This window comes from Acidobacteriota bacterium, from assembly GCA_030949985.1.
In the GTDB taxonomy this organism is placed as follows: domain Bacteria; phylum Acidobacteriota; class Polarisedimenticolia; order J045; family J045; genus JALTMS01.
Map to the genome: position 1 here is coordinate 27,616 of JAUZRX010000053.1, position 12,278 is coordinate 39,893.

Here is a 12,278-nt window from a genome sequence, read left to right on the forward strand (position 1 = left end):
GCGACGAATCGACCCACGGGGGCGGCCTTCGGGCCGCCCCCCCGTTTGCACCGGCCCCGCATCCGGGCCGAACGCGCCGCCGGGTCGGGACTCTCGCCCGCGGCTCGAGCGTCCGACCTCGGGTTCCAGCTCAGCGAGCGCAACTATCGGGTGTCGCCAGGGGCGCGCAAGGCGCTGCGGCGGGTTCCCGGGGCTGGCCGGCGGCATCGAACCCGTAGCTGCCTTCCCCCTCCGGGCCCGCCGGCACCACCAGGAAGAAATCCGCCCCGCCGGCCCCGGCGGGGATCACCGCCTGCCGGTCGACCAGCGAACAGCGTTCGGAGACCAGCGAGTCGTAACCCGCCCGCAGGTCACCGCGATAGATGCCGTACTCGCTGCCGTCGCCGCAGTCGCCGGCCCACTCCAGCCGCAACGATTCCGGTCCCTCCCGCCGTAGCCGCAACAGCCCGGCCACGCCGGGGGCCGTGCCCTGCCCCTGCCCGCTGAGGCGCTGGCGGGAGAGAAAGGCCCAGGCCTGGCGGGAACCCTCGATGTCGTGGTTCTGCAAGCCGAGACCGAGGAGTTGCAGGACGAGCCGCGAGCGGGGGTGATCGATGGAGGGGGTGACGTGCCCCCCGTTGCGAATGCGGTAGAACGCCACCTCCGCCCCCTCGTAGCCGCGGCGGTAGAGGGTGCTCTCGGCGGTGGTGCCGTCATCGGGGTCGAGGTCGTCGTAGGCGGTGAACTCCCCGGGACCGGCTTCGGTGAGGTTGTGAGCGATCCAGTACTCCCGGGTCGCCTCGGCGGAGATCACGCGGCCGCGTTCACATTCCACCTTGTCCACTACGCAGCCCCCGTCCCAGGGCATGTAGGTCTCCTCGCCGTCGCCGTTACAGATGAAAACGGAGATCGGGTGCCGGGGATCGGCGCATTCGCTGACCGCCGGAAGGTTGGCGATGAACGGCGCGATGGCGGCGATGCGTTCGGAAAGCTCGAAGGCCAGCCGGTAGCTCATCAGGCCGCCATTGGACGAACCCGTGGCATAGACCCGCTGCGGGTCGATCGGGTAGCGCGCGTCGGCCCAGTCAATCAGGGCGCTGATGAAACCCACGTCGTCCGCCCCGGTTTCGACTCGGGGACCGTCGGCCCGGCAGTCATTCCAGTTCTGGTCGTTGGTGGAGGGATCTCCGGTCGCAGGATCCACCCCGTTGGGGACGATCAACAGCAGACCTTCCTCGTCTGCGATCTCCGGCCATTCGGCGTGAGTCCCATTGTCGAGAAACGAGCGCATGTCGCCACCGCCACCATGCAGTACGAAGAGCAGGGGCATGCCCTCCGGAGGCTGGAAATCGGGCCTGTAGACACGGAAGTAGCGCGTCATGCCGTCGTGCTCGAGGGTCTGCTCCTCGTCCCAGGTACCGGCGGCCGCCGGCCCGGCCGCAAACCACGCCGCCAGAACCGCTCCCAGCGCCCACCACCATCGAAGGGTACGCCTGCGACGGAACACCGCGCATACGGCACACCGACGACCGGAATCCGCGCATGCTGTCATGACTCGCAAACCTCCCACTATGAATTAGACGCTCCCGAACGGGTCAAGGCAATGGATTTCCGGCCGGGAACCCGGGCGGGGACCGACTTCCGCGGCTCCAGGCCGTTCGGAGCGGATCGCCCACGCTCGGCTTCAGGTCCCCGGCGCCGCCCGCCGGGCGCGCGATGCACACCGGGTCGAGACGGGTTGCCCTTCTACCGGACGCCACTTGGTGGTACATGTTGAGTCGAGCAACCCCCCACGGTGCGCCCCGAGGCGCCCATAGCTGCTGAACGAGGTCCCACGGGAGCCTGAAATGCACATTCCTCGTCGTCTCGCCCTTCTCCTCGCCCTGTTGCCGCTGATCGGCTCCACCGCCCTGGCGGATGCGACCATCGCTCCCTCCCTGGCCGCCCGCCTCGACGAAGGACCGGCCCCCTTTCTCGTCCTGCTCGAGGAAGATCCCGTCCCCACCGGCGTGACAGGCACGGAACTCTACGGCCATCTCACCCGGCGGGCGGGCACCAGCCAGCGTTCCCTGCGCGCCTGGCTCGACGCACGGGGCATTCCCTACAGGCCTTTCTACATCGTCAACGCCCTGCTGGTGGAGGGCGACCGGAAGCTGGCCGAAACTCTCGCCGGTCGTTCCGACGTCCGCCGGCTGGTGGACGACCCCGCCGTCCGCGCCGTGGAACCGGTTCCCCTGGGCCCGGCCCCGGAGGCATCCACTGACGGAGTGGAATGGGGCGTGACCATGGTGGGAGCGGTCGAAGTGTGGAACCGCTGGGGAAGTCACGGCGAGGGTATCGTGGTCGCCTCGATGGATACCGGAGTCGAGCGGACCCATCCCGCCATCATCGCCCAGTACCGTGGCGGCACCGGCGAGGGGGTGGACCACGCCTACTCCTGGCACGACGCCATCGACGGCTCGGACGCGCCCTGGGACGATCACGGCCACGGCACGCACACGGTGGGCACCATGGTCGGCGACGACGGCGCCGGCAACCAGGTGGGTGTGGCTCCCGGCGCCCGCTGGATCGCCTGCCGCAACATGGACCACGGTGTAGGGCGCCCCTCGAGCTATCTCGAGTGCATGGAATGGACCCTCGCACCCTATCCCCCGGGCGGCGATCCCTTCACCGACGGTCGTCCCGAGATGGCCCCCCAAGTGGTGAACAACTCCTGGGGTTGTCCACCGTCGGAGGGCTGCGACACCCAGGTCTTCGACGAGGCCCTGGCCAGGCTGCGTCGCGCGGGCATCTGGATGGTCGCCGCCGCCGGCAACGACGGGCCCAACTGCAACACGGTGAAGGACCCGCCGGCCATCTCTCCCGACGTCTTCACCGTCGCCGCCGTGACCTCGGCCCGGGCCACCGCCTGGTTTTCCAGTCGAGGGCCGGTGACGGTGGACGGCTCGAACCGGGCCAAACCCCAGATCGCCGCCCCCGGCGACGGTGTGCGGTCGGCCGTACCGCCGGATGGCTACGCCTCATGGAGCGGAACGTCCATGGCCGCCCCCCACGTGGCCGGGGTCGGCGCGCTGATCTGGTCGGCGGCCCCCGGCCTCGAAGGCCTGCTCGAGATCTCCGAGTGCCTGGTGGAGCGCTCGGCGAGCACACCGGTGGGTAATTTCTTCCCCCAGAACTGCGGCGGCATCTCCCACACCACCTACCCCAACTACATCTCCGGGTGGGGCATCGTCCGGGCCGACGCGGCCCTCGACCTGCCCAACGGCGACGGCGACAAGGTGGCCGACGCCTGCGACTGCGCACCGGGCGATGGCGGCGCCTTCGCCGCCCCGGTGGAAGTCACCGGCCTGGATTTCGACGACGCCGCGACCCTGCGCTGGGACGACCAGTCTTATGGGGCGGGAGACGGCACGACTTATGACCTGCTGCGCGGCACACTGACCGACCTGCGGGCCCGGGGAGGCGTCGACGATGCCACCTGCCTGGCCGCGGAACTGACCGAGGCTGCGACAAGCGATCCCGCGACGCCGCCACCGGGGGACGGCTTCCACTACCTGGTCCGCGCGGCCAACGCCTGCGGAAGCTCCGACTGGGGCCGCGCCTCGGACTCCACCCCCCGCTCGGCCACCGCCTGCGACGGTGGTCCCTGAAGGCGTCAGGCCGACTCGTCCGGGCAAACCACCGCCGGAGGAGCCGCAGCGCCGCCACCGAGGGCCGGCAGCGACTCGGTGTTCAAGATCGCCTCCAGACGAGGCGCGACCACCTTGCGGGTGTACTCGATGAAGTGATGCCCGGCACCGGCTCGCATCAGGGCTTCGACCAGGCGACTCGAATCCCAGCGCCAGATCTTCCACAAAAAGCGCAGGTACTCGAGGCGGTAGTGGGCGAACAGACCCTGGGTGATCAGGGCCCGCGCGCCCGAGACGATTTGCGCCGCCGTGGGACGACGCCGCCATCGAGGCTGGGGCCGCCGGGCCAGCATCGCCCGTACCCGGTCGAAGTAGGCCCGCGGCTCGTAGACCTTTTGCAGCAGACGACGATAACCCGCCACCAGGGTCTTGTCGGACAGCACGGTGTCGAAGTTCACGTGGCCGAACTGATCGGTACCGATGTGGGGCCTGAGCCGACCCTCCTTCTCCAGGCGCCGGGTCAGGGCGGTGCCGGGCAACGCCTGGAGCATACCGACCATGGCGAAGGGAATCGCGGCCTTTTCGATCAGGTCGTACTGCTCGTCGAAGATCGATGGCGTGTCGGAGTCGAAGCCGACGATGAAGCCGGCCCAGACATCCATGCCGTGCTCGAGGATCCGGTGAACCCGGTCGGCGATGTCCCCTTTCATGTTCTGGACCTTGTGCATCTCGGCGATGGAATCCGCCGATGGACTCTCGATGCCGATGAACACGCTTTCGAAACCCGCATCGACCATGGACTTCATCAGGGCTTCGTCATCGGCCAGGTTGAGCGATGCCTCGGTGTAGAAGAAAAAGGGCCAGTCCTTCCGCTCCTGCCACCGCCGGAGATGGGGAATCAGCGCCCGGACTTCCTTTTTATTGCCGATGAAGTTGTCGTCGACGAAAAAGACACTACCCCGGAAGCCCGTCGCGGCGATGGCATCGAGTTCCGCCTCCACCTGTTCGGGAGCCTTGACCCGAGGCCGGCGACCATACATGACGATGATGTCGCAGAACTCGCAGGAAAAAGGGCAACCCCTCGAATATTGCAGGGCCATGTGCAGGTAGGAGTCCACGTTGAGCAAGTCGTAGCGCGGCACGGGAGAGTCGGTGATCGGCGGTTTGTCGAGGCCCTGGAAGCGATGAGGCGCCCGGCCCTGTTCGAGCTGCCGGCAAAACTCTCCGATCGAGCCTTCCGCTTCCCCGACGAAGACATGGTCCGCCGCCTCGAAGTCTTCCGGAACGGCGGTGGCGTAGGGCCCTCCCACCGCGCAGCGCACACCCAATGCACGACAGCGGGCGATGACCTGGTGCATCGACCGGCGCTGGGCCAGCATGCCGGAAATCAACACCACGTCAGCGGCACGAATCTGCTGATCGCTCAGAGACTCCGCGTTGAGATCGACCAGGCGCAGCTTCCAGTCTGCGGGCAGCAAGGCCGCCACGGTGATCAGGGGCAACGGCGGCAGCAGGCAGCGTTTGCCCACCAGGCGCAGGGAGTACGAGTAGCTCCAGTAGGTCGGAGGGAACTCGGGCCAAACGAGCAGGGCTTCCATGTTCTCTCCTCGGGGCGCGGCGACGAACCGTCCTGGTCCCTTGTCGCGGCTTCCGCGCCCCCAACAAGTACGGGCAAAGCCGCCCCACCGCAACCGGCGCCGAATGCACCGTCCATAAAAAACGCCCCGCCGAAGCGGGGCGCCTTCAGTACTATGGCAGCTCGTGAAGGGTTCAGGCGCTGCGCTGGACCTGGGTCGCCTGGGGACCCTTGGGACCCTGGGTGACCTCGAACTCGACGGTCTCACCCTCGTTGAGGGTCTTGAATCCACTGCCGAGAATGGCGGTGTGGTGGACGAAGACGTCCGTGCCATCCTCCTGGCTGATGAACCCGTAACCCTTGGCATCGTTGAACCACTTCACAGTTCCCTTCGGCATTCGGTACTCCGTTCTTTCCGGAAAGCGGTCGGCGCTTCCCTCAATCGGTTCCAGTAGCGGGCCAAGCGGCTTGCGGGCAGAAACGATCCGGCCCGGAAAAAAGACAAGGGCGTTTTGCGCCGCTTCTGGAGGTAACCCGGTGATTATGCGGGCAGTCACCCCTCGAAAGCAAGGCCTTCGACTCTTTTTTCTTACTTTCGCGTGACTTCTGAAAAACTCGGCCGGGAACACCCTGCGCCATCCTCTTGCCCTCCCCGGCCCTTTCAGTACTGACCGGGTCCTGGAGGGACACTCCCCGCAGGGAGCACCGGGGTTTTCGGCGTGTTCTCGATCACCGGGGAGGTCGGCCGGGAGTCGTCGTGTGCCGTCGGTCCGTTCCCCCGTTCGAAGTTGCCCGATCCTCGCTCTCGCCGGGTCGGTCGGGCTTCCCGCCCGGACCCTGCGCCAGCGGGAAGATCCCGAGCCCTTCGATCACCTGCTGCGGGATCGACCCGGCGGCGGGCTTGCCACCCTCGCCGAAAATCCCCTCGACCTGCCCGCCTCCGCCGACCTGCGGAAGACCTGGGAACACCTGAACGGTGAACCGGGAGGCCACTGGCGGGCCACCATCGACGCACGCACCGGCCTGCCCACTCTCGCCTGGGGCACCGGCGTGGCCCGGATGCCCGCGTGCGCCGCGGACACCCCGACCGCGCGGCTCGAGCGACTCGAAGTCCGGGTTCGCGCCCTCATCGAGAAACACCCGGTGGTCTTCCGCGGGCTGGCAACCGACCTGGTGCTGGATACCGCCGCATCGGGTCCCGTGGGTGGGCACGTCTGGCAGATCACCTTCCGGCCAGGCGCCTGCCGGAGTTCCGGTGGAAGGCGCACGGCTGGACTTCCAACTCGGCCGCGGCCTTCTGGTGGCCTTCGGCGCCTCCCGCGTGGGCCCGGTGTCCACCTTCCCCGCCCGACTCTCGACGTCCACCAGGCCCGGCGTCTCAACGCCTGCCTCGGCGCAGGAACGATTGCCGGCATGCCCCTGGTCGATCCGGGCACCCTGCTCCTGCTGCCCCTCGCCGCCGCGGCCCGCTCCCGACGCTGGACGGGTCAGTGACGGCACCGGCTGCGTGGTGCCCGAAGGCTCGTCGGCAGACAACACCCATGCCTCTCGCTCTTCCTTTTTCCACCTCAATCGATCGATGCAGAGAGGAAGAGCCTGGCTGCCGGACAACAACCGACTGAAAAGCCGACTTACCGACAACGTCAACATCGATAACACGCGCAACGCATGCTGGGACGGCACCGTCAACTTCCACCGTTCGGGCGGGGGCTGCCGCCATACGGGCGCGATCATGGGCGTCTTCCTCCATGCATGGGGCCACGGTCTCGACCAGAACGGCGGGAGCGGCTACGACAATCCCCCGGAGGCCTACGCCGGTATCGTCGCCTTCTTCGAAACCCGTGAATCCTGCACCGGGCATGGTTTCTACACCAGCAAGAACTGTTCGGGCCAAGGCGATACCTGCCTCGAATGCACCGGGATGCGCGACCAGGACCGGGACAAGCGCGAGTTGCACACTCCGGCGACGCCATCCGGCTTTCTGGCCGAGAACTGCGGCGGCGGCCCCTTCGGCAAGGAAGTGCACTGTAAAGGCCACGTCGCCGGCGCGGCGTCGTACAAGGTGCTGCGTAACGAGTAGGGCTGCGAGAAAGGGCAGATCATCGTCGGCACCGCGGTGGCCCCCGCCCCGAGCCATGTCGACGACGGTCTGGCCGACGCATTCGCCATCGACTACCGGGTGCAAGCCGTGGGGTCAACGAAACCTGCACGACGGTGGGCGGCCTCGAGGACGGCAATCAGGATGCGGTCGCCGTGATGGAGACCGGCAGCCGCCAGGCGGCCGGCCCCATCGCCGATCTGGCCGTCACCCCGGTCAACCACGATCACGTCAGGCGCGAATGGAGTGCAGCGACCGGTGAAGACATCGGCCGGGTCTATCGCTCCCCCTGCCCGGCGTCTTCAGCCGGCTCGGCGAAACCACGGAACTCTTCTATGAAGATGGTCACCAGGGCGACGCCCCGCAGATCTTCTTCTGCCTGGTGCGTGCCGCCAACGCCTGCGGCGAGGAGGGCCGTGAGTGGCCGGGCTTACGCCGGGCCACGCCATGGTAAAGACACCCGAACGAAGACCGCCGGTCAGAGCTTCTCGCGGTAGCCGAAAATGCTGAAGAACCAGATCACCGTTCCCAGCAGCCAGAGCAGGCAGAAGGTGGCGGCGTAGAGCGAACCCGCGCGAATACCGAAGTAGGTGCCCGCGACGGCTCCCAGGGCGAGGAGTGTGGCCGCCACCGCTTCGAGGCGACGCGGGCCTGCGCCCTTGCGGCCCTTCCCGCCCTTGCTCTTGGGTCGCATCCGGCGCCGACGATTCGTCCTGACCATCACAATTGCCTCCTCCGGCTTCGACGACCGGTCCGCAGCATTGTATTCTTCTCCACCGGAAGCGTCTGCCGCGTCAACGCCGATGCGGCAGGGCGGCAGGCCGGAACGGTGAGACCATGCTCAACGCCCCCGCCCCCCGAACACTCCGCATCCCCGGACGGGCTCTCGTCATGACAGCGCTGACCCTGTTGCTGGTCGGCTGCGGCGACGAGGGGGTTCGCTCCTACCAGGTTCCCAAGTCTTCCCCTCCCGGAGCCGTCTCCGGGGAGATGGGCCACTCCCACTCGGAAGAACTCCACTGGCACGCCCCCGCCGGCTGGCAGGAGACCCCCGGATCCTCCCTGCGGCTGGTCAACTACCGGATTCCCGGGGGCGGTCCGTCTGCAGAGTGCTACATCGTCATTCTGGCCAACGACGGTGGCGGCGAGGCGGCCAATGTCAACCGCTGGCGCAGGCAGCTCGGCCTCGAGCCTCTCGATGCCGCCACCATCGCCCACGAAGGCAAGGACGGCAAGGCGGGCGCCGGTGCCTATCGATATTTCCGCATCGTCAATCCCGACCAGCCGGCCAAGGCCATGCTGGCCACCATCCTTCCTCTCGGCGACCGAACGGCCTTCGTCAAGCTCCTCGCCCCAGCCGACAAGATCGACCAGTTGACACCCGACTTCGTCGCCTTCTGCGACTCCCTGGCCCTGCCCGCGGCGCATTCATGAAACCGTGGTTCCCGACGGAGAGATGTCCATGTTGAAAAGGGCTCTCATCTTCCTTTCGCGCGCGGAAATCTTCACCTTCGCCTGCGCCTGGTTGATCGTACTGCTCGTCATCGGCACCCTTGCCCAATCGAGCATCGGCCTGTACGGCGCCCAGGAGAAGTACTTCTCTTCCTGGATCACGCTGGTGGGCGTTCTGCCCCTGCCCGGCGGCCGCCTGACAATGTTGGTGGTCTTCATCAACCTGCTGGCCTACCTCGTCCAACCCGCGACGTGGACCGCACGCCGGACCGGCCTGCTGGTGGCTCACGCCGGCGCCCTGCTGTTGCTGGTCGGCGGCATGCTCACGGCCTACTTCAGCAACGAGGGCAACATGATGATCGCCGAGGGCGAGACATCGAACTTCGTTGCCGACGACCGCCAGAAGGAACTGGCCTTCATCGACACCAGCCCCGCCGACCACGACGCGGTACGGGCCTACAGCGAGCCGTGGCTCGAGCCCGGGCGCGTGATCAAGCTGCCCGTCGAGGGCGTCACCGCGGAAATCCTCCACTTCTACCCGCGGGCCCAGGCCTTCCGCCGGGACAATCCGGCCCCGGCCCCCTGGCGTGGTCTCGGTCGTATCGCCCGCGCCGAACCGGTCGTCGACAGTGGGGACGACACGCTGGGCGCGGCCGCCGTTCTACGCATCACCGGCGCGGGAGAGAGCACCGACGGCCAATACCTGGCCGTCGAGAACGCGCGACAGCCGGACGTGATCACCGTGGGCGACAAGCGGATCCGCATCGAGTTACGACGCGAGCGCCGCATCCTGCCCTTCAGTCTCGAACTGGTCGATTTCGAGAAGAAGGTTCACCCCGGCACGCGCATGGCCAGCGCTTACAGCTCGACGGTCAACCTGATCGACTCGGGGACGAAGCGGCGCGTGGTGATCAGCATGAACGAACCCCTGCGGCACCGCGGCTATACCTTCTACCAGTCGTCCTATATCGAGGGCACTCCCGAAATCACCGTACTCGCGGTGGTCAAGAACTACGGTCGCCTGTTCCCCTACATCTCGAGCCTGGTGATGTGCCTCGGGCTGCTGATCCACCTGGCCCAGATCCTCGCCCGCTCCCGGGCGGCCGCCCGCAAGGAGGCGATGCCATGAGGAAGACGAGCTGGCTGTTGATCCTCCTCTCCCTGCTGCCGGGCGCCGCCATCGCCCAGGAGACCATCGGCGAGCTGCCGGTACAGCACCAGGGCCGCATCAAGCCCCTCGATACCTTCGCCCGGGTCCACCTGCTGGCCTTCTCCAGCCGCCGCAGCCCCGGGGGCGCGACCCCCGAGCAGTGGCTGCTCGACGTGCTGACCCATCCCGACGGCTCGTCGCCCATGCGGGTGTTCAAGATTCGCTCCCCGGAGGTGGTCGTCGCCCTCGGCCTGCCCGAACGGGAAGATCGCGTCTACACCTACTCCGAAATGGTCGAGGCCATCGGTCCCCAGGAAGGCACCCTGCGCGAATTGATGCAGCGGGAAGAAGAAGACCGAACCTACGTCGAGAACCAGCTCGTCGAGAGCTATCGCAACGTGCTGCGCTACCAGGAGATTTCCCGCGCAGCCTCCTGCCTGCTGCCCTTGATCCGCATCGAAGATGCCGAACTGGCCGCCGAACTGGACCTGCCCTCCAATCGCAACATTTCCTATCGTACCCTCGTCGGCCACTTCCCGGCGATTCGCGGCCGTCTCGACGACCTCGGGCACCTGCCCCGGGAACAGTGGTCCGACTCGCAGAAGGCTCTCGTGCGCCTGGTCAACACGGTCAATCGGCTCCAGGAAGACCGCTTCGCCCACATCCTGGCCATCGTCCCTCCGGGCACGGGGACAGAAGTGGAAGAGGCCAAGTGGCTTTCTCCCTGGGAAATCGTCGGCACCGCCCAGGACCGGGGACTGGCAGCCGAGATCCTCGACGGCTGGGAAGCCTTGCTTTCCGCCCACCGTGACGGCGATCGGGTACGCCAGGCGGAAGCCACCGTCGCCTTGCACGCGGCGATCCGCGGAGCGCTGCCCGATTCCCGGCTCCAGCGCATCGATCTCGAGAACTGGTACAACCGCACCGACCTGTTCTACAAGAGCGTCGCGCTCTACATCCTGGCTTTCCTGCTGCTGGCGACGAGCTGGATGTTCGCCTCCCGCTGGCTGCGCCCCACCGCCCTGGGCGCGCTGGGCTTCGGCGTGGCACTGCACATCGCCGGGCTCGTCTGCCGGATGGTGATCATGGGGCGCGCCCCGGTCTCGACCCTCTACGAGTCGATCGTCTTCGTCGGCATGGTCTCGGCCCTGACCGGCGTGGTGGTCGAGTTGATGCGCCGGGACGGCTACGGGATTCTTCTCGGCGCCATCGCCGGCGCGATACTCCACTTCGTCGGCTTCGGCAAAGCCGCCGACGGCGACACCATGGGCATGCTCGTCGCCGTGTTGAACTCCAACTTCTGGCTCTCGACCCACGTGGTGACCATCACCATCGGCTATGGCTGCTCACTGGTCGCCGGCCTGGCGGGACACCTCTACCTGGTCTTCCGGGCCTTCCGGCCATCGGCCAAGGCCCGCCTCGAAGTACTCAACCGCAACATGGGCGGACTGACGCTGGTCGCTCTCTTCTTCACCCTGTTCGGCACCATTCTCGGCGGCATCTGGGCCGACCAGTCCTGGGGCCGCTTCTGGGGCTGGGATCCGAAGGAAAACGGCGCCCTGCTGATCGTGATGTGGCAACTGATGCTCCTCCATGGCCGTTACACGGCACTCTTCCGGCCCCGTGGTTTCGCCTTTGGGCTGGTGCTCAACAACATCATCGTCGCCCTGGCGTGGTTCGGCGTGAACCTGCTCAACATCGGGCTGCACACCTACGGCTTCGCCGGCAACGTGGCCACCAACCTGGCCATCTTCTGCGGGATCGAGCTGGTCTTCGGCCTGGTGTTCTACGGCCTGGCCTACCGGCGCGGCCAGCAAGAGGCGAGAGCCTGACGCAACCGACGGGCGTGTGCGAGTCGTCCACGTACCAGTCGTGCCGCGCCTCCATCAGGTGGCCCAGCCCTCTCTGCCAACATCCGTGAGACACTTCGGTTCCCTTGGATCTTTGTAGAAGAGGGCGAATTGGAGGTCCCATGTTGAAGCACAAGGCGATTACTGGCTCTCCGGGCCGCGCGCCTTCGGAGGAAGCGAAGGTCGAGCGAAGCGAGAGCCTCGCTTCCGGAGAAGGCGCGCGGCCCGCGGCCGATCCGGAGGTCGTGGCCAAGCCCCAGCGGCGGCGATTCTCCGCGGCGTACAAGGCGCGCATTCTGGCCGAGGCGGAGCGCTGCCAGCACAACGGCGAGATAGGGCGTCTGCTGCGACGTGAGGGGCTGTACAGTTCCCACCTCTCCGCCTGGCGCAGAGCCCAGCAGGAAGGTGCTCTCGGCGCTCTGAAGGGAAGCGCTCGGCGTCGCAAGACATCGCCCGACGCGGCACTCGAAAAAGAGAATCGTCGCCTCCGGCGGGAGAATGACCGGCTGAAAGAGAACCTGCGCAAGGCAAACCTCGTGATCGA

Annotated in this window: 11 protein-coding genes; 7 read left to right on the forward strand and 4 right to left on the reverse strand. The window is 67.1% G+C overall.

The genetic code is table 11. The features are described 5' to 3' along the window. Positions 1 to 130: 130 nt before the first annotated feature. Positions 131 to 1,486, reverse strand: coding sequence for a hypothetical protein (locus Q9Q40_12035; protein ID MDQ7007952.1), 1,356 nt, complete (start codon positions 1,484 to 1,486; stop codon positions 131 to 133). A gap of 340 nt (positions 1,487 to 1,826) precedes the next feature. Between Q9Q40_12035 and Q9Q40_12040 the strand changes: the two genes are divergently transcribed. Then, on the forward strand, positions 1,827 to 3,629 hold the full coding sequence (locus Q9Q40_12040; GenBank protein ID MDQ7007953.1) for a S8 family serine peptidase: 1,803 nt from the start codon (positions 1,827 to 1,829) through the stop codon (positions 3,627 to 3,629). A 5-nt stretch (positions 3,630 to 3,634) separates the two neighbouring features. Here Q9Q40_12040 and Q9Q40_12045 read toward each other — a convergent pair whose 3' ends face one another. Together Q9Q40_12045 and Q9Q40_12050 are read right to left on the reverse strand one after the other, a co-directional pair. Continuing rightward, the gene (locus Q9Q40_12045) at positions 3,635 to 5,206 is read right to left on the reverse strand and encodes a B12-binding domain-containing radical SAM protein (protein ID MDQ7007954.1); all 1,572 of its coding nucleotides are present in this window, start codon (positions 5,204 to 5,206) and stop codon (positions 3,635 to 3,637) included. 172 nt (positions 5,207 to 5,378) lie between these two features. Continuing rightward, positions 5,379 to 5,582, reverse strand: coding sequence for a cold-shock protein (locus tag Q9Q40_12050; protein ID MDQ7007955.1), 204 nt, complete (start codon positions 5,580 to 5,582; stop codon positions 5,379 to 5,381). A gap of 361 nt (positions 5,583 to 5,943) precedes the next feature. Here Q9Q40_12050 and Q9Q40_12055 point away from each other — a divergent pair, with 361 nt between their 5' ends. Continuing rightward, positions 5,944 to 6,678, forward strand: a complete 735-nt coding sequence (locus Q9Q40_12055) for a hypothetical protein (GenBank protein ID MDQ7007956.1) — start codon at positions 5,944 to 5,946, stop codon at positions 6,676 to 6,678. An 85-nt stretch (positions 6,679 to 6,763) separates the two neighbouring features. After that, positions 6,764 to 7,264 carry a hypothetical protein gene (locus Q9Q40_12060; GenBank protein MDQ7007957.1) on the forward strand — a complete coding sequence of 167 codons (501 nt, stop codon included), beginning with the start codon at positions 6,764 to 6,766 and terminating at the stop codon, positions 7,262 to 7,264. A gap of 496 nt (positions 7,265 to 7,760) precedes the next feature. On the opposite strand, the gene Q9Q40_12065 is transcribed toward Q9Q40_12060, so the two are convergent. Next, on the reverse strand, positions 7,761 to 8,003 hold the full coding sequence (locus Q9Q40_12065; GenBank protein ID MDQ7007958.1) for a hypothetical protein: 243 nt from the start codon (positions 8,001 to 8,003) through the stop codon (positions 7,761 to 7,763). Between the two features lie 116 nt (positions 8,004 to 8,119). Here Q9Q40_12065 and Q9Q40_12070 point away from each other — a divergent pair, with 116 nt between their 5' ends. From Q9Q40_12070 to Q9Q40_12085, 4 genes are all read left to right on the forward strand, one after another. Next, positions 8,120 to 8,716 (forward strand): hypothetical protein, encoded by a 597-nt coding sequence (locus Q9Q40_12070; GenBank protein ID MDQ7007959.1) that lies wholly within the window; start codon positions 8,120 to 8,122, stop codon positions 8,714 to 8,716. Positions 8,717 to 8,744: 28 nt separating this feature from the next. After that, the gene (locus tag Q9Q40_12075) at positions 8,745 to 9,863 is read left to right on the forward strand and encodes a cytochrome c biogenesis protein ResB (protein MDQ7007960.1); all 1,119 of its coding nucleotides are present in this window, start codon (positions 8,745 to 8,747) and stop codon (positions 9,861 to 9,863) included. Then, positions 9,860 to 11,716, forward strand: a complete 1,857-nt coding sequence (ccsA, locus tag Q9Q40_12080) for a cytochrome c biogenesis protein CcsA (GenBank protein MDQ7007961.1) — start codon at positions 9,860 to 9,862, stop codon at positions 11,714 to 11,716. The genes Q9Q40_12075 and ccsA overlap by 4 nt, the downstream gene beginning before the upstream one ends. 140 nt (positions 11,717 to 11,856) lie before the next feature. Continuing rightward, positions 11,857 to 12,278, forward strand: a 422-nt coding sequence (locus Q9Q40_12085; GenBank protein MDQ7007962.1) for a transposase, incomplete at its 3' end; no start/stop codon positions are given.